The sequence below is a fragment of the Sphingopyxis sp. CCNWLW2 genome, from assembly GCF_037095755.1.
GTDB lineage: Bacteria > Pseudomonadota > Alphaproteobacteria > Sphingomonadales > Sphingomonadaceae > Sphingopyxis.
In genome coordinates this window covers 749,058-772,515 of record NZ_JBAWKJ010000003.1, presented here as the reverse complement: position 1 = coordinate 772,515, position 23,458 = coordinate 749,058, and the positions used below count along the sequence as shown (strand labels likewise).

Here is a 23,458-nt window from a genome sequence, read left to right as displayed (position 1 = left end):
CCGGCTGTCAGTCGACCGAAATGCCGGCGTCGGGTTCGAGCTTGCGCCCGATCGATTCCGGAACCGGGAATTCGGTGCCGCGCGTCTCGACGCTGGCGACGCCCAGTTCTTCGATGCCGTCTTCGGCGATGGTGTGACGGTCCATGGGACCCTCCTTTGCTGATACCGCGGGATTGCGGCGCCGTCGAAGCTACGCCGTTGGGAAAAATAGAGTTTATGTGCTTTTCCTGTCTGGAAAATATCATTCGATTGTTTGCGACCGCGGTCGGATTTCGGCGACGACCCGCCCCGCGCGCGCGACCCTGCGCCGGTGGAAAAGCGCGCTTTTGCTGCGAAGTTCAGCCCAATGGGCCTTCAGGAAGGCCGCCTCCATCGACGCGAGGACATGCTCGGCGCTCGGGTCGGTGCGCGCCTCGGCTGCGCGGAAAAACTCGCTGCGTTCGATCATGTTGGCGATGGCGAAGCGAAGTTCGCGATTGCCGTTGAGCAGCGCGATTGCCCGAAACAACCGCGCGACTCGCGCCTGATAATCTTCAACCTCCATCATCGGGAGCAGGGTGCCCGGTCCGGGAGGACGCGGCGGATCGCTCAGCGCGAACCGGACGAGCGCGCCGGCCCAATGGTAGAGATCGCAAAGATCGGCCTCGGCGAAGATCGGCTGACGGAAGCCTTCCTGATGCCAGCTATCGACGATGCGCTCGCCCGACAGCCGATGGAGTGCCTCGCGGACGGGTGTCGGACTTGCCGCCAGCCGCTTTGCGAGGTGGAAGGGATCGAGACGCGTGCCGGGCGGATAGGCGCCGCCGACGATCCTCGCCTTCAGGTCGAGATAGACCCGCTCCATTGTCGATCCCGCGTTCATTCCGCAAACCTCCCGCCACTCTGCCGCTGCGTCGCGATATACCGGGCAAGCCGCGCTTCCTGATCGGGGCGCAGCGCATCGGTCGCGGCGAGCGGCTCATCGGGATAGCCGGCGAACAGCACCGACGGGCATTGCCCCTCGAAATTGCCGAGATTGGGCCGGTGCTGCGCATAGCCGGCTAGCGCCGCGAGCTCGGGCGGGAAGTCGCGCGCAATCTCGGGCGGATAGGCCAGCCACGGATTCTCGTAGGGCTTGAGCCATCCGAGGCAGTAGCTGATGATGATCCCCTGCCGGACGCCGTCACTGCGGTTGGCGCCCGCGCCGTGGAGCGTCGAACCGAGAAAGACGATCGCGTCGCCCGGGTCGGCCGCGGCGACGACCGGTGCCGCCCTCGGCTCCTCGACCAACGCCGCGGCGCCATGGCTTCGCGGCCAGACGACCGTCGCGCCATTTTCCGCGGTGAAGGGGCTGAGCGGCCACAGCACGTTGAGCAGATATTCGACCTCGCCGAGCGCCCCCTGCCACATATTCTGATCGCGGTGCGGGAATTGCGCGAGCGCGCGGGGATGGAGCTCGATGGCCTGGGTGAGGTTGAGCTGGATGCGCTCGCACCAAGGACCGAGCGCGGCTTCGGCGAGCGCCAATATTCCGGAGTGCAGCACCAGCTCCGCGACATGCGGCGAACGGATCAGGAGGCGCCCGAACCGCTTGGTCCGTTCTCCGTAGAAGCCGCCCGAGCAAAAGGGCGTCGTCTCGAAACGTGGTGCGAGATCCGCCGCGATCGCCGCGATCCGCGAAGCCGGGGCGGCACCGCGAAGCCGGACATAGCCCTCGGCGGCCAGGCGCTGCGCAGCGGCGGCACAGCGCCCGCCGCTCCGCGGGAGAGGATGAACCGACATCGCACCCTCCTCATGCGGCCTGGGCTGGCACGGAAGTGCCGGTCGCGACGATGCCGGTCCCGGCCAGCTTCGCGTGCGTGTCCGCGTCGATCGAGATCGCGAGCGCGACCAGCGCGCGGCCATCATGGATCGCTGTCTCGCCGAGCAAGCGGCAATCCCAGCCGAACTGCGCGACCTGCCGGAACCAGGACAGTTCGGCGACGCCGGTGTAGGTGCTGATGCCATTCGCCCGTGCATGGTCGACGAGCCCGACGAGCAGCGTGTCGCGCGCAGCGCGGCGCTGCCGCGCCCCCACGCCCGGCGAAAGGCAAAAGCGGGTGATCTCGCATATCGCCGCGCCGTTCGGGACCGGGCCGGAGACGAGGTGCGGGAAGAGTCCGTCGAGAAGCGCCGGTCGCGTCGTCGGCAGAAGTCGCGCCGAGGCGAGATGCTCTCGCCCGCCGTCGGTGACGATCAGATAAGTGGCAAAAGGATCGTCGAAATGATCGACTTCGAACCGGCCCGCCAGCACCGGCAGGTCCCATTTGAGCAGATCGACAAAGACGCGCTTGCGCGCTTCGAACATCGAGCGGAGCGCGGCATGTTCGCGCGCCCGGTTGTCCTGGTTGACCGTGAGGAACATCAACTTGTCTCCTTGGTTGAAAGAGACAGACCAATTGAACCGGAAAAATCGTTTTCGCCATACCAAGAAAGGGGGGTGTTTTAACCGCCGGCGACGTCGCCGAAGCAGATCGTCCCGTCGAACAGGGCGCGGATCGCAAGGCTGACACGGCTTCGCGCGGAGTATTTCGCGCGGGCGTTACGCAGATGTTCGCTGACCGTATCGGTCTGCAGATCCATGATCTGCGCGATCACCGAATCCGACTTGCCGCGCGCGGCCCAGAGAAGGCATTCGATCTGCCGGTCCGTGAGGCGCGGCTGATCATTGGCAGGGACGAGGCCCGAGAGCTGGCGCGCCGCCTCGAATATGAAAGCGCCGATCGTCTGGGCGAACATCAGGGCCTCGGGCGTCGCATATGTCCCTTTCTGCCAGGCGAAGGATACCGATCCGTGCGCGTCCCCAGGGACGTGCGTGGGGATCGTGAGCCCGTCATGAATGTCGTGCCGGCGCGCGCGCGACAATATCGCTTCGTCGCCGCGCCGGGGCCGCGAGAAGGTCTGCATGTCGTGCCAGAGGAAGCCCGCGGCGCGGCGGCGGCTTGCGCGATGGACGGGATCGCAGATGCCAAGCCGTTGTTCGTCGAACCATCGCGCCCAGTCTTCGGGATAATTGTGGATGCGCAGCCCCTTCTCGGGCGCAGCCAGGAAGTCGATGTGGTGGCTCAGCGCGTACCACGAACATCCCAGCCTCGAGCAGGCCTCGTCGAGAATATCGATCAACGCGTCTTCGCTCGCGACCTTCAAGACTTCGGCCGCGAGTCGCTGTGCGGCATCGAGCGTTGGCATTGCGACCCTTGGCAATGCCGGCGGCGTTCTCGAACCATCCTCTCCGGCATTGCTCCCTGTCCGGTGCCGATCCCCTCGCCTTCTCAAATGGCGGGGTCACCGCGGTGGCGCATCGATGCTGGCCGAAAGCGATGCGGAGCGCGGCCAAGCTACAATATGACATAAATATTTCAAACTTATTCGGTAGTTAGTCTCAATTTGAGAATTGTTGTTGCGGGCCGGCGATCATCTGAAACAGTCCCCTGCCCGACAAGACTTCAATTGTCGGGCGAGGGCGGAAATGACCGGGCGCGAGATGCGCAACCCGTTGCCTGCACGATGGGATTGCGGGAGGTCTTCGCCGGCTGGACCGAAGGAAAGTTGATTTAACAAGGACTTCAATGTCAAACTCATCTGGAACAGGAAGCAGCCTGGCTGAAAGGGACGTGACGAAACTTCGACGATGGACGGGTCGCAACCTTCCCCAAATGACGATCGACTGCGTTGGAACCGATTGACCGACAAGCAGCGGGCTTGTCTCGACCTGGTGCTGGAACGCAAGACGTCGAAGCAGATTGCGCGCGAGCTCGGCATATCGAAATATACGGTCGATCAGCGCATCACAAATGCCAGGACCGCGCTCGGTGCGGCCGACCGGGACGAGGTGGCGCTGCGCTACGCGCGGTTGCGAAGCATATACCATCGGATCGCATACGACCCGGTGGAGGTTGCCGATCTCCCCACCCTCGTTGCATCCGACTTTCCAGACGGTGGCGTTTCCGGCTTCGAGGGGCTCGATGACAACAGCTCGCTCCGGGATCGCCTTTCGGGATCGCACCCGCCGTCCGGGAAGATCTGGAGGCATGACCACCTGCCGGGCACAAGGCTGACGATCATCGCGACATTGCTCGTCGCTCTGATCGTCTTCCTCCTCGGCAGCCTGGGCCTTGCGGAGTCGCTGTCGCGCCTCATCTCCGGCTGAGCCTTCTCAAACCTGCAGAGTAACCGCCGGAGCATATGCTTCCGGCAGAGGAGACGTCATGTCCGAGAGTATCAATTTCGCCGTTGCGCGGCTTCAGCAACAGGTTCCCGCCGCGGAAACGCGTATCGACGATGCGCTGATTGCGGTCGCGTCGCTGATGACCAGCGTCGTCGCCGCGCGCCGGGACACGCCGGGGGTCGACGCCGTCCAGGGCCATGCGACAATCCGGCGCCTGGCAAAGGTCCAGACCGCGCTTGTCGGCGCAAGCGGGGACGTCCTGCGCGTTCACGGGGACCTCGTCGGCATCGCACGCGAGAGCGCCGGCCTCGACCTTCATGAATGTCCCGCGCTTGCCGCCGCCGGAGAGCATGGCGTCACAATCGCATCCTGAACATTGACCGGGGACCGCCTGCATGATTTTTGATCGCGATGGTTCGGATCGCAATCTTCGTGACGATCTTGCTGACGGTCCTCGTCTATGCCCTGAGGAAGGGCGGCGGACCCGAGCGGGCGATGGCGCTGATCTTGATCGCAATGGCGCTCGCGGACCAGATCCTGCATCTGTTTGTCCCGCCGCGCTTCAGCTCGATCGATACCGGGCATCTGGCCATCGATCTCATTGCGGCTGGCGCGACACTGCTGCTGGCACTGACGGCCCATCGCTTCTGGCCGATACCCGCCGCCGTTCTCCAGATCTTTCCGCTGATGGCCCATGTCGGCAAGGCGATGGAGATTTCGGTTCATCCAGCGGCGTACCAGACGATGCAGGTCGCTGCATCCTGGCTTCTGCCTCCGCTTCTCGCCCTTGCAACCTGGCGGCACCAGAGGCGTCTGCGCGCGAACGGGAACGATCGGTCCTGGCTAGGCTGGTCGCGGCGGTCGCGCCCGACCATTGCGATTCCATAGCGCAGAAACTTCTCGACGAGTTCACAAGCCTTGGCCGGCTCTGGTCGCAATCTCCCGAACGCCTGACCCGATTTCTCGATGGCTATCCAGGCATGGCCTCATTTCTTGGCGATGTTCGCGACGCGATGCTGGAAGGAATGCGCTCCGAGCTCCGGACGGTCCGGATCGATCCGGGCAATCCTCGCTTCAGCCGATATCTCATCGCGTCGATGGGTAGCCTGCCCGAGGAACGGCTGCGCATCCTGTTTCTCGATCCGGCGCGCGGCCTGATCGCCGACGAGGAGTTCCAGCGGGGTTCGCTCGCGCAACTGGCGATCTATCCGCGGACCATTTTCCGGCGCGCGCTCGAACATAACGCCGCCTCGATCATTCTCGTCCACAACCATCCGAGCGGCGATCCCGCCCCGAGCGAGGAAGATCTGAGCGCGACACGGCGTCTGGAAGAGGTCGGACGCGCGCTCGACGTCGAAATTCTCGAGCACATCATCGTGACGGGAACGCGAACCAATAATCTGATCGAGGGGTCGGCCAAGGCGCGAGGGCGCGGAAAGTTCCTGCCCTTCTTCCTGCGGAGCCATTCGGATCCCGCCGACGAGATGGATGCGCTCGCACGGCGAAACGCCGAAACTACGATGCGGCGCAGAATATTGCGCAGGCAGCTCCTTGGATGTCCTGAGCTTTTTGGCGAACCGGCCTGGGACATGCTCGTCGACCTGTTCATCCATCAGTCGCGAGGACAGACGCTCTCCATGTCCTCGCTCTGTATCACTGCGGCGATCCCGACGAGCAGCGCGATGAAGCTCATCCAGCGCCTCTGCGACGCCGGCATCCTCGAGCGATCGCCGGACGCTCATGACGGCCGGCGCAGCCTCGTGAGCCTCACGCCCGGCGTCACGCACCGGCTGCGCGCCTATTTTGCCGAAGGAACCGAATAGCCAGCGCATCGCGCGGTCGCTGCCCGATACGGGCATCCGCAGCCGTGGATATCTGTCCGGCTTTGTGCCGGTACCGGCCCTGCTGACGCCCCGATCAACACCGCTGCCCGGCAGCCGCTGACGTCGGCTCATTGTCGTCGCATTGCCGCCGCATGAAAATATTCCGAAAATATTCCGGGTATATGAAATGATAGGCGGGCCAGCTGCCGACTGGCGCTCGCCCCAGGCCTATGCCGAGCTGCTGATTTCGGATCGCCGGGCCTTTGCGTGGGAATGGCTGCGCCGTAACAGTCGCTATCGGCGCCAATGGGCGGCGCGAGCCTTCGCTCCGGCCCGCATCCTCGCCGATATCGGGCTGTTAGGCTGGATCGATCCTGCCCTTGCGACGCCCGCCGCGCGGCCGATCTGGAGCATCGACCGGGACCCGCGGGTGCTGCACGGGAGGCCCGCCGCAAATGACAGCCCGGCCGATGATCTTTTCGATGTGCGCGACGTCGCTGCGCTCGTGTCGGTCGAAATAGACGCGTCCGGCAATGAGCACTGGCTCCTCAGCGACGGCCATTGGGCCGTCCGTCTCGACTTGCACGACGGCACGCTCCTGGGCGGCCCGGTTCTTGTCGAGCACCGCATAACGGGTTTGCAGTCGGCCAGGCCGAAACTCGAATCCCTGAGACAGTTCGTCGTTCTTGCCGAGAAAGGCCATCTTCCCGGATCGATGGTGCCGAAGGAACGCAAGGCGGCGCACTGGATCACGGAGCTACGCGTTGGCGACGCCTTGCTGGCGGGCGCAAACCAGCAGGCCATCGCGCGCGAACTCTGGGGAGACGCGATCGCTGCATCGCGCTGGCGCGTGGAAAGCGCGTCCTACCGGCTGCGGGTGCAGCGGCTCGTCAAGACCGCGCGGCGATATCTGGCGGAACCGCTCGCAGGGCCCTGGTTCGACTAAGCCCGCGGGATGACGCACGACGGTCGCGGCTGGCGACATCGGGCCGTTTTCCGACAGTGCGCCAGGGGTTGCCAGCTTGCTCAGACTCTGTAGCGCCCGCTCAGGGGTCCCCGGCTTTGCCGTCTGGATTTCAGCTAGCAGAACGCGGGATCCGGAGGTTCTCGCCAGTATAAATACTTTACGGCTTTGATGGAGGTTTCTTGCCTGCCCGCCGGGCATGTGCCAAGCAAGGCCGTGTTCGAACTGTCGCATCTACGCTGCTTCGTTGCGGTTGCCGAAGAGCTCCATTTCGGCCGCGCCGCCACGCGGCTCAATATGACGCAACCTCCCCTCAGCCGACAGATACAGGTGCTTGAGAGATTGCTCGGCGTTGAAGTTTTCAAAAGAAACAATCGTTCGGTCGAGCTGACATCCGCGGGAAAGGCCTTTCTCGCAGACGCGCGCCGGATCGTGCGATTGAGCGAAGCAGCATCCTTGACCGTAAAGCGTGCCACGAGCGGCGAAGTCGGGTCGATCACGCTCGGGTTCACCGCCGCCTCAGGGTATAGTTTCGTTCCGAAGTTTCTCGCATCGACCCGCGAAAATCTGCCCAACGTCGATATCAACCTGAAGGAGATGGTCAGCGTCGAACAGACGGACGCGCTTCTGACCGGCCAGATCGACCTTGGCCTCATGCGTCCGCCCATTCGCCGGCCGGAGTTCCGTTCACAACTGGTGATGCGCGAACGATTGCTCGCGGCGTCTTGCGTCCGTGACCTGGTCGGCGCCAGAGAAACCGCTGCTATCGAAGACTTCGACGGAGCCTCGATCATCATGTACTCGCCCGACGGCGCGCGCTATTTTCACGACCTGCTGGCGAGCCTGTTTCTCAATGCCGGCGCGACGCCGCGATATGTTCATTTTCTCAGCCAGATCCACTCGATTCTGGCTCTCGTTGGAGCCGGCCTCGGACACGCTATCGTTCCCGCCGCAGCGCGCGCGCTCCACTTCGACAATGTGATATTCCGCGAGATCGATGGTGTGGCCGATCCCGTCGAACTCTATCTGGTGTGGCGCGCCGACAGCGACAATCCCGCACTCGATCGCATCCTCTCGATGCTGCCGGCCAGCTGATCACCGTGTCGGCCGGCGAACATCGTCCGTTCACCTCTCCCTGGAGCCGTCCACCAGCCTCGGAATTGCGAGCGGGTTGGCACGCTGCAAGGGTGCCGGCAACAGCTCGTCCGGCATGTCCTGATAGCAGATCGGCCGGAGAAATCGGTCGATAGCCAAGCTGCCAACCGACGTCGAACGAACGTCGGAGGTCGCCGGATATGGGCCTCCATGGACCATGGCGTGCGACACGGCGACGCCGGTGCCAAAATCATTTACGAGCAGACGCCCCGCTTTTGCCTGCAGCGCCGGAAGGACGTGCCGCGCGGAACCGATATCCTCTTCGGCCATGTGGATCGCAGCGGTCAGCTGGCCTTCCAGCGCATCCACAACAACGAGCAGTTCATCCATGTCCCGGCAGATTACGACGAGCGAGGCAGCCCCGAATATTTCTTCCTGAAGCTCCGGATAGCGAAGAAAGGCGTCGGCTTCTGTCATGAAGAGGCCCGCGCGGCACGTGCGCTCATGCCCGCTCAGACCGCGCGCCCGGGTTGTAACCCCGGCATGACCTGCAAGCTTGCCGATGCCCTGTTCGAAGGCCATTGCGATGGCAGGCGAAAGCATCGTCTGCGCAGGCGAATCCCGCAGCGCGACCTCGGCCTCCGCAAGAAAATCTTCGAGACCTTCGCCCGAAATCGCGAGCAAGAGGCCTGGATTGGTGCAAAATTGGCCTGCCCCCAAAGTCAGCGAGGTTACGAAGCGCCGCGCAATATCGGCTGCACTATTTCTCAGAGCCGCCGGCAACAAGATCACAGGGTTGATGGAGCTCATTTCGGCATAGACCGGGATCGGGACATTCCGCTGCCGAGCGATCTCGACAAGAGCCAGCCCGCCCCTTCGGGAGCCCGTAAACGCTGCGGCGCTAATACGGGGATCGGCGACGAGAGCGGCTCCGATCTCGTGACCACTATCCACGATCAGCGAGAATATTCCTGCCGGCAGGCCAAGGTCGGTGATGGCAGACTGAATGGCCCTTCCAACGAGCTCCGATGTCCCCGGGTGTGCCGGATGCGCCTTGACGACGACCGGGCAGCCTGCGGCAAGCGCCGACGCGGTGTCTCCCCCGGCGACCGAGAAAGCGAGCGGAAAATTCGACGCGCCGAAGACCGCGACCGGTCCGGTCGCAACCTTCATCAGACGCAGATCGGGCCGCGGCGGCTGCGCATCCGGCCGGGCGGTGTCGATTCTGGCTTCGAGGTAGGAGCCAGTGCGCAGGACGTCGGCGAACATGTGCAATTGGCCGCAGGTCCGCCCCCGTTCGCCCTCAAGACGCGGGCGCGGGAGCCCCGTCTCCTGCATGGCCCGCTCGATCAAGATATCGCCAAGGTCGACGATCCCCTGCGCGATCGCCTCCAGCAGCTTCGCCCGCCCGGAAGGCGCCATCGAAGAGAATGCGGGAAACGCCTCCGCGGCAAAGGCGCAGGCATCGTCCAGATCGGCGAGCGACGCACCGCCGAAACGAGGTTCGAGCACCGCGCCCGTGGCGGCATCCAGACCATGAACTGTGCCGTGGGTTCCATCGCGGTCGGTTCCGCCAATCAGCAGGCTGCCGGTAAGTGCCACTCAAATTCCTCCGTTGCAGATTGCTGCCTGCTCAATGCGCCTGGCCGCCATCGGCCGTCACAAGATGGGCCCTCACGGCGGCAAGCACGGACCGTTTCATCGCTTCGCGGGCCTCGATCGTTGCGCTGCCCTGATGCGGCTGCAAGATGACATTCGCCAGGGGCGCGAAACGCAGCGCACCCGCAGGCTCTTCGTCGAAAACATCGAGGCCCGCTCCCAGGATCGAGCCGCTATTCAGGGCTTGGAACAGGGCATCCGGATCGACGACGGATCCGCGTGCCACGTTGATCAGCACACCATTTCTGCCAAGCGCCGCGAGTTCGCGCGCACCGACCAACGCCGTCGTCTCTATGCCGCCGGGAACGGTGATAAACGCGGTATCGACGGCCGCGAGCAGCTCCATGGCTGTTTCATGATAGCGAAAGGGCACGTCTGTGCGGCGATTGCGCGCCGAATAATGAATTTCGGCGTCCCAGGACTGGAGGCGTCCGGCTATAGCCTGCCCGATCCGGCCAAGCCCAAGGAAACCGATCGCGCGCCCCGCCAGTCTGGTCCCGAGAGCCGGCGGCGTTTCCTTTCGCCACGCGCCCGAGCGGACAAACCGATCATTGGCGGGAATATGGCGGAGGAGTGCAAGCAGGAGACCGATCGCATGCTCGGCGACATCGCCGATGAGCGCTTCGGGCGTCGTGTGAACCACGACCCGGCGCCGGTCCATTGCCGCCCGGTCGATCCCGTCAGTTCCAACTCCATGCACGGCAATTGCTGCAAGGTTCGGGAACCGGTCGAGCCAGGACGTCGGAAGAATTTGCGAGCCGCTCGCTACAATGACGCGAACTGCAGCGCGATCCAGATTTTCTGGCACGTCCAGCGACACGGGCACGCGACACCCGCCCCGAGCATCCAGCTCCGCGGCCAACGGGTCCGGCAGAACGCCGACCGCAACGATCGCGCCGTGCGTCATCTCAGCGTACGAGGCACGGCCGCTTGGGATCGAACCGCCAGTCCGGCACAAGAAACTGCATTGCCCCGGCGTCGTCGCGTGCCCCAAGCCCATGCGCGAGATAGACCTCATGGGCTCGCTCAAGCGCGTCAAAATCGAGCTCGATGCCCAGGCCAGGTGCGGTCGGCACCGCGATGTGGCCATCCTCAATCTGCAAGGGCTCACGCGTCAGGCGCTGGCCGTCCTGCCATATCCAGTGGGTATCGATTGCGGTAATCGTCCCGGGCGCGGCCGCGGCAACATGGGTGAACATCGCGAGCGAAATGTCGAAATGATTGTTGGAATGCGAACCCCAGGTGAGGCCCCATGCGTCGCAAATCTGCGCAACGCGCACCGATCCCTGCATCGTCCAGAAGTGCGGATCCGCCAGGGGAATGTCGATCGCATCGAGCTTGATTGCCGCGCCGAGCTGACGCCAGTCGGTCGCGATCATGTTGGTCGCGGTTCGAAGCCCCGTCGCGCGGCGGAACTCCGACAGAATCTCGCGGCCGGAGAATCCGCCCTCGGCGCCGCAGGGATCCTCGGCATAGGCAAGGATATCCTGCTTGTCGCGGCACAGCCGTATCGCCTCGGCGAGCGACCATGCGCCGTTCGGATCGAGCGTGATACGCGCTTCGGGGAAGCGTCGCGCCAGCGCCGTTGCAGCCTCCATCTCCTGAGCGCCTTCGAAAACGCCGCCCTTGAGTTTAAAGTCCCTGAAGCCATATCGCTGCTGCGCGGCTTCGGCCAATGCAACGACCGCGTCGGTTGTGAGCGCTTCTTCATCGCGAAGGCGATCCCAGTCGTCACGCGCTCCCGAGCCGCTCCGATACGGAAGGCCCGTCAGCTTCCGGTCGCCAATATAGAAAAGATAACCGAGCATCTCGACCCGATCGCGCTGCTGCCCATCGCCGAGCAGTGCGGCCACCGGCACACCGAGATGTTGCCCGAGCAGATCGAAGAAGGCGGCTTCGATCGCGGTGACGACATGGATCGTCGTTCGAAGGTCGAAGGTTTGCAGCCCCCGCCCACCGGAATCGCGGTTCGCGAAAGCGCATCGCACATTGTTCAGCACGCGATTATAGTCGCCAATCCGTGCCTGGAGGACGAGGTCGCGCGCATCCTCGAGGGTCGTGCGGATCGCCTCCCCGCCAGGCACTTCACCGACCCCGATGCGGCCTTCGCCGTCGGTCAGGACAAGGATATTCCGCGTAAAATAGGGCGCGTGCGCACCGCTCAGGTTGAGCAACATGCTGTCTTCGCCCGCAACAGGAACGACACGCATCTCCGTTATGCGCGGCAAGCCGTGCGTGGCCGATTGCGATATAGACTCCAAAACGTCCATCACGCCTCCTGCAGCGCCGTCTGGCCAATCGAGGCATTTGCCCGGTCGACGAGCCTTTTCAACTCTTCGCGTTCCGCCGGGAGCAGATCGAGAAGCGGCAGGCGAACCGGGCCCGCCGGGCGGCCAATAAGATTCATCCCGGCCTTGACGATTGATACGGCATAGCCGCGCCCGCGATTGCGCAGAGCAATATAGGGTAGCACGAAATCACGAAGCGCTGCCATCACGGTGGCATTGTCGCGGGCGCGAACCGCCGAGTAGAATGCGAGTGCCCATTCCGGCATGAAGTTGAAGATGGCCGACGAATAGGTGGTCACTCCCATTTCAAGATAGGCAGGTGCGAAGGTTTCGGCGGTGGGAAGGCCGCCGATATATGTCAGCCGGTCACCAAGCTTTGCAAAAATCCGCATCATCAGTTCGACGTCGCCAACGCCGTCCTTGAAGCCCACCAGATTGGGATTCCGATCGCAGAGCCTCGCGAGCGCATCCTCCTCGAGGATCGCATTGTCGCGGTTGTAGACGATGACGCCAAGGCTCGTGGCCTTGCAGACCGCCTCGACATGCGCGGCCAGGCCATCCTGCTTGGCACCCGTAAGATAGGGCGGCAGCAACAGGATGCCGTCAGCGCCCGCCTTTTCGACATTGCGCGCAATGTCGACGGCGATCGCCGTACCATAGCCGCAGCCCGAGAGAAGCGGCACGCGGCCGCCGACTTCGTCCGCCGCAGCCTTCACGACGCGCCCGACTTCATCAGGTGTCAGCGAGAAGAACTCGCCGGTACCCCCAGCGGCGAAGAGTCCCGCGACATCATGCTCCATCATCCACGCGCAATGTTCGCGGTACGCCCCCTCGACGAAACGATGCTCGGAATCGAAGTGCGTGACGGGAAAAGAGAGCAAACCGGAGCCAATAATGCGCGCCATCTCAGCGGGAGACATCATGCGAAATTCCTCAGTTGAACCGGTCGGCGTGCTGCGCCGCGCGGCTGTTGTTGTGTATCGCTTGTAGGTTCATCGACCGGTGCATGGCCAAGCCAATGCCGGAATGGCGCGATGCAAAACGAGCATCGACGGGCACTCATGCTTGCGTCTCTTCGCCGGCCCCAAGCCTGTGGATCGGGCCGACCACGACAACGAAGCTGACGGCAGCGAGCAGAGCGTTGGCCGCAACGAATACGAGGGCAAGCTTGAACGAGCCGGTCGTGTGCAAAATGGCCCCGATCACGATCGGTGTGAGGATCGACGACAGATTGCCGAACATGTTGAACAGGCCGCCACTCAAGCCTGCAAACTCACGTGGCGCCATGTCTGCAACAACGGCCCAGCCCAGCGCGCCAACGCCCTTGCCGAAAAACGCAAGGCTCATGAAGACGAGCACGAGCGTCAGCGAGTCCGTGTAATTGCAAAAAATGATGCTGATCGAGATGAGCATCCCGGTGACGATCGGGATTTTGCGTGCAGCCGTCAGCGAGAAACCGCGCCGAAGCAGCCAGTCGGACCACAACCCTCCCGCCAGACCGCCAAGAAAACCGCAGATCGCAGGTGCTGAGGCGAAGAGGCCGGCGCTGATGAGCGACAGGCCGCGCTCTTCGACGAGATAGACCGGGAACCAGGTGATGAAGAAGTAGGTTAGCGTGTTGATGGCGAATTGCCCGAGGTAAAGACCCCATAGCGACCGATGGCCAAGCAAGACTCTGAGGGCGCGAAGCGTATCGCCCTTCGCGCGTGCCGGCCTCGCGGCGCTATCCATATCCACGAGGCCGCCGCCTTCGACGATGAAGGTCAGTTCGGCGTTACCGATACGCGGATGGTGGCGCGGCTCATGGGCAAAGCCCCACCAGCCAGCTGCGACCAGGAGGCCGATGCCGCCCATGAAAATGAAGGTGGAGGGCCAGCCGAACGCATAGGTGATCCAGGCCATGATCGGCGCGAACAGGACCGTCGCGAAATATTGGGCCGAGTTGAAGATCGCCGACGCGGTGCCGCGCTCGGATGCGGGAAACCAGGCCGCTACCATGCGGGCGTTACCGGGAAAGGATGGCGCTTCGGCTAGCCCGACAAGGAAACGAAGTGCGAACAAGGTCGCGATCGCCGCGGCGCCTGCCAGCCCCGCTACCGCACCCTGCGCGGCGGTGAAGATCGACCAAAGCAATATTCCCGCAAGATAGACACGCTTCGTCCCGAACCGGTCCAGGAGCCATCCACCAGGCACCTGGGCGGCGCAATAGGCCCATCCGAATGCCGAGAAAACGATTCCCAGCTCGAGCGGATTGATCCCGATATCTTTGGACAGGACCGGGGCGGTGATCGCGAGAATGGCCCGATCGGCATAGTTCACGATCGTCACTGCGAACAATATCGCCACAATCGTATAACGGACCCGCCCGATACGCTCGCTTGCCTGCCTCATAACATTCCCCCGATCGGCGGCCGCTGTCATCGTCTTCGTCTTAGTTGCCCGACTTGCGACAGCGGTAGCTTGTCGCGGCCGTCGCGTCTCCGCCGACATAGTGGGGATAGAGGGGATAACGGCACATCGGGCGTGACGCTTCGACCTTGAACGCCGGTCCTTCGCTCTCGCGCACCTGAATGAGCATATCCTTCGGCGGGGTTCCTTCGCTGACCCACTTGTCGATGTCCTCGAGGAGGTCATGCGAGGTCGGCACGGCAACACCTGTCGTGAGGCTCGACGCACGGCCGCTGTGAGCGGACGCCGGCGACACATAGAAGCGCATGAACCTGTTCACGGTCGATTTGCCCATTTTGGCAACGACGCTCTCGAAATAGTGCATGCCGACGATCGGGCTCTGTGCGAAATCGCCTGCATTCTCGCGCAGGATCAGCTTTCCACCGCGCTTGTAGAAGCCCGAGAGATCGGGGTTTGTCGAATCCATCAGGTCCGCCACGGCCTTGATGCGTGTCTCGAAATTCTTTGGATCATATGTCCTGACGTCGAAGGACGGGTCGCGGGCGATTACAAAGCGGGCATAATTCCATCCGTACACGACACCCCGCGCGTCAGAGCCGGTTTCGGTCGGGGGCGTACCGGTACTGACCCAGCGAGCGAGGCCGTCCGGACCAGGGGCGATCTCGCTGCCGAAGAGCCGCGGCGGATAGCTGGTGATGCCATTCGGCGTTTCGACCGGAATCGGAGTCGGTTCGTAGACGGTTCGCAGCGTGGCGAGCTGGCCGTCGGACAGGCAGGTGTCGCCCAGATCCTTTCCATCGGGGCAGCGCAACTTTCGCAGCTCCATCTTGGCCGGACAGGCAAGATAGTTGGTGACCACCCCGTCCGCGATGCCATCGAGGGCATCACATGTCGCGTTCACATGATCGGCTATCAGGCGCACCTTTGCTGCATTGATCGACCCAAGGCCGTTCCGCTGGACGGCCCCGAAATTGTAGAAAGTGGTAAACAGACCCGTCCAGTTGATGACCGGCACGACCGAGACAATGCCTTCAAAATTGCCGGGATATCGCTGCGCCATCGTGAGCGCCTCGCGCCCTCCCTCGGAACCGCCCAGGAAGAACCGATATTTCGCTGCCCGACCGTAATGGGTCTCGATGAGAACGGCCGCCACATCGGCGACCTTCTTGTAGGCCTCGAATGCGAAATTACGGAACATCTCGTCGTTGAGCGCGAACCGGGCGACCTCGGGGTCGTCGGCACTTTTCAATTGATGCCCGGAGTCGGTGCCGATCGTGACATATCCCCGTGCGAGCGGCGTCGCTATGCTTGCAGGCTGGTCACGGGCGGGCCCCAGGCCGTCGGTCAACAGCCCGTTGAAGCCGCCGCCCCCCATCTGCAGCGACCGGCTGTTCCACGCGGCGGGGAGGTTGACGCGAAAGCGGATGGGCGATGCGCCACTGGTCCGAGCAGCGATCTCGCCCAGAACGAGGCAATAATGGCGTTTCTCGCCCTGCGGCGTCATGACCGTCCCGGACGTCGCCGAGGTGACAATCGCCGAACCGCTTGAAATGCCAATCTGCGAGGCCGCGATCTGGAGACCGGACAATTGCGCGCAACCCGGGACGACGGGAGGAACCGGCGCTTCGCTCGCCGCAACTTCGGCGGGGGTGGCAACCGCCGCGACCGCCATAAGGGCGGGCCAGATTATGCACTTCGAACGGCTCATCTCATATCCATTTCAACGCTGATTTCGGAAAAACACCAGTCGGACCAGCCCGCCCCTCCGATCGAATGTTCAGACCGGCAATTTCGCGCGCTCGGCAAGCGTCTTGCGGACCAGGAAGCGCTGGAGCTTGCCCGACGCCGTCTTGGGGATCGACGCGACATAGTGAATCTGCCGCGGATAGGCATGCGCGGCAAACTCGCGTTTGACCTTCGTCTGCAACTCCGCCGAAAGCTCTTCGGACGGCTCAAATCCTGCCGCGAGGACGACCGCTGCTTCCAGAACCTCGCCTCGCACGGCATCTTCGACCGCAACAGCGGCGCATTCGAGAACCGCCGGGTGCCTCGTGAGCACCGCCTCGATTTCGACGGGTCCGATCCGGTAGCCGGCCATGATGATCACATCATCGTCGCGCGAGGCGAAATAGAAGAAACCATCTTCGTCCCGCCGACCAATGTCACCGGTGAGATACCATCGCCCGTCGGGGCTAAATTTCTGTGCGCTCTTGTCGGGTTCGCCGATATAGCCATCGAACCAGAATAACGGGCTAGCGCCGATGTCGATCGCAACGCGGCCCAGCTGACCCGGCGCTGCCGGCGCATCGGCGGACTCCTGCAGGATTTCTGCGGTCCATCCGGGCATCGCAACGCCCATGGAGCCCGCGCGCAACTGCGCTTTCAGTTCCGGATGATGGTGATTGTTGATCATCATCCCCGCTTCGGTCTGGCCATAATGATCGCGCACTTCGACCCCCAGTGCCCGGGCAGCCCATTCGTTTACCTCAGGCGTGAGCGGTTCACCGGCGCTCGATGCGCAGCGCAAAGCCAGTTTGCCGAAATCGACGCCGGCATGTTCGAGCGATCGATACACCGTGGGCGCAGCGGCCAAATTGGTGATCCGATAATCTTCGAGAATCCTCGCCGTGGCCTCGGGCGAGAAGCCGCCCGTATAGAGGAAACTCTCCACCCCGGTGATCAGCGAAGCCAGTATGCCGAAATAGAGCCCATAGGCCCATCCAGGATCGGCCGCATTCCAGAAACGGTCGTCCGGGCACAGCCCCAGGCCATATTCTGCATAAATCTGGAAGCTTGCCAGCGCGCGGAGCGGAACGGCGACTCCCTTGGGTCGGCCGGTGGTACCCGAGGTGAATATCTGGATCAGCGCTCCGTCCCCGCCGACAGCCGCCGGCGGTGGGACAGGATCGGTCGATGCCAACAGCGTTTGAAAGTCGGTATCGCCGTCGAGCGGGGCGCCGGTGGTAACGATCTTCCAGCCGGCCGCCCTCGACGTATCGAGTTTTGCGCGCTGGGCCGCGTCGCAGACAATGAGTTTGGCCCCGCTGGCCTCGAGACGAAGCGCGATTTCAGGGGGCGCGAAGGCCGTGAACAGCGGGACATGCACCGCGCCCAAGCGCCAGATCGCCACGAGCGCTATCAGATAGTTTCGGCTTTTGCCCATGAGGGTAGCAACGCAATCGCCCTGCCCGATCCCCATCGCTGCCAGCCCGGCCGCGACGCGCCGCGACTCCCTCTGCAGGTCGCCGTAGCTCAGGACCCTGTCGTCCAGGTCTGCGTCCAGAATATGGTAGGCCGCACGATCGGCGTCATACCGGTCGCAAAGAAGGTGCGCAGCGCTGGCGGAGGAGGCCCCGAAGAGCTTTTTGAGATCATGGACCCGCTTGTCGGGTGTGGAAAGGAACGAGCTGTGCATATGTATCTCCGATCGAACAATCCGGTCCCGATATCCCTTCAGAACTTCAAATTTGCCGACACGAAATAGTTGCGGCCGACAATGTCGCCATAGGTCGATGTGGGATAGGAGGGCAGCTCATCGGTGAAATTGTTCACGCCCGCGCGCAGGGTGTAATTGTCGTTGACCTGATATTCCATCGAGATGTCGTGGCGTGCATTCGACTTTACCTTGAAGACACCATCGGGGGAGTTGGTCACCGTCGAAGTGGAGGTGAGCAGCGCCGAGGGCAGATAGTTCAGGCTGTAGTTCAGCCGGAATGGCCCGTTGCGATAGTGGGCGGCAAAGCGTGCCACCCAGTCCGGCAATTGGATCGTGTCGTCGGTCCGCGTCGTCGTGCCCGCGAACGTGACGGTCTGGAGCGTATTGTGCGTCGCCTGCACGATCAGGTTGAGCGAACCGGGAAGCTTGTCCCAGATCGAGTCCAGGCCGAAGCGATAGTCGATATTGTACGTCTCGGCGTGAAACACCGACTTGCCCGCGTTCACGGTCGACGAAATGCCGGTCACAATGTCGCCGACCCCATTATAGGTGAAGGTGCTGCAAAATTCCGTCGGCTGCGGCGCGGCGTCAAAGCAACTGTTCGCATAATTCTGCGCAGTGAAGAGCGTCAATGCATTGTCGAGCTTGACCCGGATGATATCGGCCGAGATCGACAGACCCGGAATGAAGCGAGGCTGGAAGACAAAACCTGCCGTCATCGTGTCCGCATGCTCATTCTCGAGCGCGGGATTGCCCTGCGTTGTTATCTGAACGGCCGAGATGGTCGTCGCAGTGAATGCGGCCAAGCGGTTCGCCGGCGTATTGGCAGTTCCCGCGGGGAGCGTGGCAAGTCCGAAATCGGGATTGGCCGCAAAGAGCGCGAGGCAGTTGGCGGCGCGGGTTGCCGGATCCGGCCCCTGGCCGATGGTGGTGCGACTGCACGGATTGCGTGCCGCGCCGAGCGAGATGGAGGGCGGCGCCGACACCTGGCCGATGGACGGTGCCCGGAAGTTGCGGCTGATCGTGCCGCGAAGCGTCAGGCCCTCGCCAACCGTCCAGCGCCCGCCCACACTCCAGACCGAGTCCTTTCCGGCGAGCGAATTGTCGACGAAACGGAAGGACGCGTTGAGGTCGATGGCTTCTACGAGAGGCAGCGAGAAGTCGCCCCCGAACAGGGGAATTTCGAGCTCGCCGGCAAACTCGTTGGTGTGAAGCTTCCCGCTCCCCGCCACCTGCGCGGGGGTGAAGAAGATGCCGGCCAGATCGCCTGCTGTTGGCGTGAAGACCGCCTTCTGGCTGCGATGCTCGTAGCTCAGGCTGAACCGCGACTGGCCGCCCGGAAGCTGGAAGAGATCGCCGCTCAACGTCGCAAGCAGGTCATCCTGCGTGTTTTTCACATTCCCGATCGACGCGGCAGTCGAGGCGCCACTTCGTGCATAGATATAGCTCAAGGCCGCTGGATCGGTGATCTCCGCGTCCCCGAAGATGTTGATCGGAACGCAAGCCGGATCGACAGTCGTCGTCGCGTTGATCCGGCAGACGATCTGGCCGGCGCTATTGCGCACGGCATCGGCCGCATTGCGCAGATTCGCCGCGACAATGTTATAGCCTTTGACTTTCGACGTCACCTCGCCGTGCGAGAAGGACACGCCCCAGAAGAATTTCCGGTTTAGCGCTTCAAAGTCGCCATCGACTGCCACGACGCCGTTTAACGTTTCGGTCGTGAAGCGCTGGTCAAGATAATCGGATCCGACGTTGAGCACCTTCGACAGGTATAGCGGCTGCCCCGAGGCAAAAGCCGGGCTGGCAGCGCTGAGCTGCGCAACGGCGCTCGTCGACAGATAGGGATTGGCATTGGTGAACGCGATTGGACGCAGCGCGGGATAGCTCCCGGTCAGTGACGCGGTGTACTGCCCAAAGGAGGAATTGGCCTGCGGATTGATCGAGCTCGTCCGCGCGAAGAGCAGCTCGCCGGAGATCTTGATATGGTCGGTCACATCGAAGCGGCCGATGAGGGTCCCGATTTCGCGGCGCACGCCCGAAACGAGGGTTCCCAGGCGAAGCGCGGCATTGTCGAGATCGCTGCCCACGGTGAAGACCGGCAAACCGGGTACCGGTGTCCCGAGATCGGTCGGAATGACATTGCCATTGTTGTCGAAGGTGAAGCCCAGACCGTTCGAGCGGAGGACGCCGTTGATGTTCGACACCGTCGTGCTGGTGACAACAAGGCCGCTCGGATCGATGAACGGGCTGCGACCGCCAGGCTGCGGGATGCCGGGAATGTAAACCGAACCCGGAATGCCGTTCGAACCGGCCCCCGGTGCCGGATTGGGAGCGACGCCGAAGGACGATGTGCTGTCGGGGCGCTGATAAATCTGGAGAGGCGATGAATCCGAGTAGCTGAACTCGGCCGCGATATTGGCACGCCCGTCGAGGAAGTTGTGGCCAAATGTTCCGCGGATCGAAGGTGTCCGATAATCGCCGCGGCCGGTGAACCCATATTGAGCCTGTAGCTCGACCCCCTCGAAATCCTTCTTCGTAATATAGTTCACGACGCCCGCGATCGCGCCCGAGCCATAGACGGCAGCGCCGCCACCTTGAACGACGTCTACGCGCTGCAGAAGCCCGGTCGGAATGATGTTCGTATCGACGGCCTCGTCGCCCAGCCCCGAAGTGCTCGATACCATGCGGCGGCCATTGAAGAGGGTCAGCGTCCGCGCGGGGCCAAGGTTGAAGATGTTCGGGAATTGCTGACCCGCCACCGCCTGGCCATTCGCCAACGGCGCCCGATTGAAGGTGCGCGAGGGAGCAAGCGACGTGATTTCGTTGAGCGCCTGCCCAACTTGCGTGAACCCCTTTTCGTCGAGAGCGTCTCCACCGATTACGGCGACCGGCGCAGGAGAGGTGGTGTCGGAGGAACGGGCAATGCGCGAGCCGGTGACGATGATCGCGGCTTCGGCGGGCGGCGCGGTTTCCACGTCGACCGTTTCAACGACTTCGGCCGGAGCCTCGGTTTGCGCATGAGCAGCGCCGTGACCGCTGATCAAGGCCGCGACGCTGACCGCGCTGAAGATCACGGCGCGTTGCCGTCTGAAACGCACTGATTTCATCTCAAGTCTCCCTCACCCAATCTCTCGATCGTGCCATCTGATCGTTATCCCGCAGGTCTGATGCGGGCATCGTTCGGCCGTCGTTTGTTTCGTTCCCCCAAGGTGTCACCGAGCGACATCTTCGCGCCAATCTTAATGAGGCATTCAATGATGCAGATGGAGCATCATTCTCCGAGGATGTCATGGAAGCGGCAGCTTCGTCGCCCAGCATGCTGACTGGCTAGATCGCTCCGCGGGCCGTCAACGCCGTCCTGAAGGGCGGCCATGGCAAGACCGTTTCGCGACAAGCGCCGTCGCTTGGGGGCGGACGATCAGATGGCGATGGCCCCCGGCAAGAGCCGGGGAGGCTTCATTCTTCCATATGGCAATAGCGATTTGCCAAATCATAGAGATATGTTATCTCATATCGCGAATCAGCAAATTGGGGGTCGTTTTGAGTTCAGCTTTCGATGCCGCGCGCCTTTGCGCTGCGGCCGCAATGGTTTTCCCCTCCGCCGCTTATGCCCAGACACCGATCGTCGGCAACGCCTCTCAGGCCTTAGATATCGTCGTCACCGCGAGCCGGACGGCAGAGCGGCGCGACGACGTCGCATCTTCGATCGAAGTGGTGAACGACGCACAGCTCGCCAACACCGTCGGCACGACCTTCCTCGACCAGCTCAAGAAGACGGCGAGCATCGACGTCATTCAATATCCGAACGGGCTCGGCGGGATCGGCTTGCGCGGTCTGCGCCCCAGTTTCGAGTTCACGATCAACCCGCAGGTGCTGGTGCTCGTCGACGGCCGCCCGTCGGGTTCGACCAGCTTCACGACGATCGCGCCCGAGAGCATTGCGCGCGTCGAAATTCTCAAAGGCCCCGCCTCCGCGCTCTACGGCGCTTCGGCGGTCGGGGGCGTGGTGAACATCATAACCAGGCGATCGTCGGGTCCGCTCGGCGGCCGGTTCACCCTCGGCGGCGGATCCTTCTCGACGGTGCGGGCGGGCGCGACATTGGGCGGCGATCTCGTCGGGGGCGTCGATTTCGATCTCGACCTCGGATATGTCAATCAGGAGGGCGACTTCCGCATCGGCAACGGCCAGACGCAGATCAACAGCGTCTCGCGGCGTGGATCGGGACGTTTCCGGATCGGCAGCAGCCTGTCCCCGACCGCACGCCTGGACGCGAGCGTGGATTTCGCAAGCCTCGACAATGACGCCCCCGGCCCGCAATCCTATAACCCAAAGACCCCGTCGGGTAACCAGACCGACCGTGTCAGCGGCGACATCCGGCTGGAGCTGACCCCCCCCGACCACGCAATCCGGATCGTCGGATATGCCTCGCGCGAGAATTACGACTATTATACCGCACCCCTCTCTGCCGCGCGCTTTGTGTCGAGCAACACGCGCACCGAATATCGCGGTGCCCAGCTCCAGGACAGCTGGCAAATCCGCCCGGCGCTGCGCCTCACCTATGGCGCCGACTGGCAGCGCGTCGAGGCGGTGCGCCGATCCTTCCTCGCCGACAGGACGCGCAAGGCCCCCTTTTCGCCCAACGAAAGCCGCGAGACGCGCGCGCTGTTCGCGGAGGCGGGACTCGGGCTTTGGGATCAGCGGCTGATCCTGACGGCGGGCGGGCGCTATGACTGGATCAAGGTCCAGACCCATGCGACGCCCTACAAGAGCAATTTCACCCCGGGCGCAGCCAATTTCGGCGTGTTCAACCCGCGCGGCGGCGCGGTGCTGAAGCTGGGCGGCGGGTTTCGCCTGCACGGCACGATCGGGCGGGCATTCGTGCCGCCGCAGGGCAGCGAACTGGCCGGGGAAAATGAGGAGTTCGCCGGCATCCAGCGCCGCGTCACCTACGGCAACCCGGACCTCCAGCCCGAGCGCAACACCAGCTGGGACGCAGGGCTCGGCTTCGGACGCGGCGCGCTGAGCGCCGATGTCACCTATTTCCGGTCGCGCACCCGGAACCGGATCACGACCCAAATCCTCTCCGACACGCCGAGGCTGCGCGAAACGAGCTACATCAATGCCAACCGGTCGCGCATCGAGGGTGTCGAGGGGCAATTCACACTCGACGCCGGCGAAATGCTCGGCTGGACCGCGGACCGGATCACGCTGAACGGCAGCGTTACGCACATCCTCAAGGCCGAGGACGTCACCGGCGGCACGATCAGCCCGATCCGCAACGTCGCCGACTGGAAAGCCACCGGATCGCTGACCCTGTCCAACGGGCGAACGTTGTTCGGCACCGTCACGATGCGCTTCAACGGCAACCGGGTCGACACCGACAACAGTCAGGGGCGGATTTTCACTGGCGGCACGGGCGGCGTTTTCACGCTTGACCGCTTCACCACCGTCGATCTCAGCCTGCGCTGGCAACCCACGACGAAAGACGGCTTCCGCCTCGAAATCGCCAACGCCTTCGACATTACCTATTATGAAAAGGCCGATTACTGGATGCCCGGACGCACTGCCTATCTCCGCTATGTCAGGAGCCTTTGA

Annotated in this window: 20 protein-coding genes and 1 pseudogene; 8 read left to right on the top strand and 13 right to left on the bottom strand. The window is 63.2% G+C overall.

Features of this window, described 5'->3' with window-relative positions:
- Positions 1 to 7: 7 nt before the first annotated feature.
- The 5 genes from V8J55_RS21040 to V8J55_RS21020 form a co-directional block, all read right to left on the bottom strand.
- Entirely contained in the window at positions 8 to 145 is a 138-nt protein-coding gene (locus tag V8J55_RS21040; protein WP_336447514.1) for a hypothetical protein, read from the bottom strand.
- A gap of 96 nt (positions 146 to 241) precedes the next feature.
- Positions 242 to 844, bottom strand: a complete 603-nt coding sequence (locus V8J55_RS21035; RefSeq protein WP_336447513.1) for a GntR family transcriptional regulator — start codon at positions 842 to 844, stop codon at positions 242 to 244.
- Between the two features lie 14 nt (positions 845 to 858).
- Complete coding sequence (locus V8J55_RS21030) at positions 859 to 1,761, bottom strand: phytanoyl-CoA dioxygenase family protein (protein ID WP_336447512.1); 903 nt, start codon at positions 1,759 to 1,761, stop codon at positions 859 to 861.
- A gap of 10 nt (positions 1,762 to 1,771) precedes the next feature.
- Positions 1,772 to 2,383, bottom strand: coding sequence for an acyl-homoserine-lactone synthase (locus V8J55_RS21025; RefSeq protein WP_336447511.1), 612 nt, complete (start codon positions 2,381 to 2,383; stop codon positions 1,772 to 1,774).
- 80 nt (positions 2,384 to 2,463) lie between these two features.
- Positions 2,464 to 3,207: a helix-turn-helix transcriptional regulator gene (locus V8J55_RS21020; RefSeq protein WP_336447510.1), complete on the bottom strand. Its 744-nt coding sequence runs from the start codon at positions 3,205 to 3,207 to the stop codon at positions 2,464 to 2,466.
- Positions 3,208 to 3,700: 493 nt separating this feature from the next.
- On the opposite strand from V8J55_RS21020, the gene V8J55_RS21015 reads away from it, so the two are divergent.
- From V8J55_RS21015 to V8J55_RS20985, 7 genes and pseudogenes are all read left to right on the top strand, one after another.
- Positions 3,701 to 4,168 carry a helix-turn-helix transcriptional regulator gene (locus tag V8J55_RS21015; protein WP_336447509.1) on the top strand — a complete coding sequence of 156 codons (468 nt, stop codon included), beginning with the start codon at positions 3,701 to 3,703 and terminating at the stop codon, positions 4,166 to 4,168.
- A gap of 58 nt (positions 4,169 to 4,226) precedes the next feature.
- Positions 4,227 to 4,559 (top strand): hypothetical protein, encoded by a 333-nt coding sequence (locus V8J55_RS21010; RefSeq protein ID WP_336447508.1) that lies wholly within the window; start codon positions 4,227 to 4,229, stop codon positions 4,557 to 4,559.
- 29 nt (positions 4,560 to 4,588) lie between these two features.
- Positions 4,589 to 5,074 (top strand): hypothetical protein, encoded by a 486-nt coding sequence (locus V8J55_RS21005; RefSeq protein WP_336447507.1) that lies wholly within the window; start codon positions 4,589 to 4,591, stop codon positions 5,072 to 5,074.
- A gap of 92 nt (positions 5,075 to 5,166) precedes the next feature.
- On the top strand, positions 5,167 to 6,009 hold the full coding sequence (locus tag V8J55_RS21000; RefSeq protein WP_336447506.1) for a JAB domain-containing protein: 843 nt from the start codon (positions 5,167 to 5,169) through the stop codon (positions 6,007 to 6,009).
- Positions 6,010 to 6,196: 187 nt separating this feature from the next.
- Entirely contained in the window at positions 6,197 to 6,955 is a 759-nt protein-coding gene (locus V8J55_RS20995) for a transcriptional regulator domain-containing protein (protein WP_336447505.1), read from the top strand.
- 189 nt (positions 6,956 to 7,144) lie between these two features.
- A pseudogene (locus V8J55_RS20990) lies at positions 7,145 to 7,366 on the top strand (LysR family transcriptional regulator); the annotation flags it as partial.
- Positions 7,367 to 7,429: 63 nt separating this feature from the next.
- On the top strand, positions 7,430 to 8,068 hold the full coding sequence (locus V8J55_RS20985; RefSeq protein WP_336447592.1) for a LysR substrate-binding domain-containing protein: 639 nt from the start codon (positions 7,430 to 7,432) through the stop codon (positions 8,066 to 8,068).
- A gap of 30 nt (positions 8,069 to 8,098) precedes the next feature.
- Here the strand turns inward: V8J55_RS20985 and V8J55_RS20980 are convergent, their stop codons facing one another.
- The 8 genes from V8J55_RS20980 to V8J55_RS20945 all read right to left on the bottom strand — a co-directional run bounded on the left by V8J55_RS20980 (position 8,099) and on the right by V8J55_RS20945 (position 20,970).
- On the bottom strand, positions 8,099 to 9,670 hold the full coding sequence (locus tag V8J55_RS20980; RefSeq protein WP_336447504.1) for an aldehyde dehydrogenase (NADP(+)): 1,572 nt from the start codon (positions 9,668 to 9,670) through the stop codon (positions 8,099 to 8,101).
- A gap of 31 nt (positions 9,671 to 9,701) precedes the next feature.
- Positions 9,702 to 10,553, bottom strand: a complete 852-nt coding sequence (locus V8J55_RS20975) for an NAD(P)-dependent oxidoreductase (RefSeq protein ID WP_336447503.1) — start codon at positions 10,551 to 10,553, stop codon at positions 9,702 to 9,704.
- Positions 10,554 to 10,635: 82 nt separating this feature from the next.
- Positions 10,636 to 11,997 carry a glucarate dehydratase gene (gene gudD / locus V8J55_RS20970; protein WP_336447502.1) on the bottom strand — a complete coding sequence of 454 codons (1,362 nt, stop codon included), beginning with the start codon at positions 11,995 to 11,997 and terminating at the stop codon, positions 10,636 to 10,638.
- Complete coding sequence (kdgD, locus tag V8J55_RS20965) at positions 11,997 to 12,938, bottom strand: 5-dehydro-4-deoxyglucarate dehydratase (protein ID WP_336447501.1); 942 nt, start codon at positions 12,936 to 12,938, stop codon at positions 11,997 to 11,999. The genes gudD and kdgD overlap by 1 nt, the downstream gene beginning before the upstream one ends.
- Positions 12,939 to 13,074: 136 nt before the next feature.
- Positions 13,075 to 14,406: an MFS transporter gene (locus tag V8J55_RS20960; RefSeq protein ID WP_336447500.1), complete on the bottom strand. Its 1,332-nt coding sequence runs from the start codon at positions 14,404 to 14,406 to the stop codon at positions 13,075 to 13,077.
- 40 nt (positions 14,407 to 14,446) lie between these two features.
- Positions 14,447 to 15,928, bottom strand: a complete 1,482-nt coding sequence (locus tag V8J55_RS20955) for a tannase/feruloyl esterase family alpha/beta hydrolase (RefSeq protein ID WP_336447591.1) — start codon at positions 15,926 to 15,928, stop codon at positions 14,447 to 14,449.
- 273 nt (positions 15,929 to 16,201) lie between these two features.
- Positions 16,202 to 17,839 carry an AMP-binding protein gene (locus tag V8J55_RS20950; protein ID WP_336447499.1) on the bottom strand — a complete coding sequence of 546 codons (1,638 nt, stop codon included), beginning with the start codon at positions 17,837 to 17,839 and terminating at the stop codon, positions 16,202 to 16,204.
- Between the two features lie 38 nt (positions 17,840 to 17,877).
- Complete coding sequence (locus tag V8J55_RS20945; protein WP_336447498.1) at positions 17,878 to 20,970, bottom strand: TonB-dependent receptor domain-containing protein; 3,093 nt, start codon at positions 20,968 to 20,970, stop codon at positions 17,878 to 17,880.
- 478 nt (positions 20,971 to 21,448) lie between these two features.
- On the opposite strand from V8J55_RS20945, the gene V8J55_RS20940 reads away from it, so the two are divergent.
- Positions 21,449 to 23,458: a TonB-dependent receptor plug domain-containing protein gene (locus V8J55_RS20940; protein ID WP_336447497.1), complete on the top strand. Its 2,010-nt coding sequence runs from the start codon at positions 21,449 to 21,451 to the stop codon at positions 23,456 to 23,458.

Coding starts and splice junctions, on each gene's coding strand:
- V8J55_RS21025 (WP_336447511.1), bottom strand. CDS start 2,383: ATGTTCCTCACGGTCAACCAGGACAACCGGGCGCGCGAACATGCCGCG.
- V8J55_RS20945 (WP_336447498.1), bottom strand. CDS start 20,970: ATGAAATCAGTGCGTTTCAGACGGCAACGCGCCGTGATCTTCAGCGCG.
- V8J55_RS21040 (WP_336447514.1), bottom strand. CDS start 145: ATGGACCGTCACACCATCGCCGAAGACGGCATCGAAGAACTGGGCGTC.
- kdgD (WP_336447501.1), bottom strand. CDS start 12,938: ATGATGTCTCCCGCTGAGATGGCGCGCATTATTGGCTCCGGTTTGCTC.
- V8J55_RS20955 (WP_336447591.1), bottom strand. CDS start 15,928: ATGACGCCGCAGGGCGAGAAACGCCATTATTGCCTCGTTCTGGGCGAG.
- V8J55_RS21030 (WP_336447512.1), bottom strand. CDS start 1,761: ATGTCGGTTCATCCTCTCCCGCGGAGCGGCGGGCGCTGTGCCGCCGCT.
- V8J55_RS20940 (WP_336447497.1), top strand. CDS start 21,449: ATGGTTTTCCCCTCCGCCGCTTATGCCCAGACACCGATCGTCGGCAAC.
- V8J55_RS21000 (WP_336447506.1), top strand. CDS start 5,167: ATGGCCTCATTTCTTGGCGATGTTCGCGACGCGATGCTGGAAGGAATG.
- V8J55_RS20960 (WP_336447500.1), bottom strand. CDS start 14,406: ATGAGGCAGGCAAGCGAGCGTATCGGGCGGGTCCGTTATACGATTGTG.
- V8J55_RS21010 (WP_336447508.1), top strand. CDS start 4,227: ATGTCCGAGAGTATCAATTTCGCCGTTGCGCGGCTTCAGCAACAGGTT.
- V8J55_RS20950 (WP_336447499.1), bottom strand. CDS start 17,839: ATGCACAGCTCGTTCCTTTCCACACCCGACAAGCGGGTCCATGATCTC.
- V8J55_RS21020 (WP_336447510.1), bottom strand. CDS start 3,207: ATGCCAACGCTCGATGCCGCACAGCGACTCGCGGCCGAAGTCTTGAAG.
- V8J55_RS21035 (WP_336447513.1), bottom strand. CDS start 844: ATGGAGCGGGTCTATCTCGACCTGAAGGCGAGGATCGTCGGCGGCGCC.
- V8J55_RS20995 (WP_336447505.1), top strand. CDS start 6,197: ATGATAGGCGGGCCAGCTGCCGACTGGCGCTCGCCCCAGGCCTATGCC.
- gudD (WP_336447502.1), bottom strand. CDS start 11,997: ATGGACGTTTTGGAGTCTATATCGCAATCGGCCACGCACGGCTTGCCG.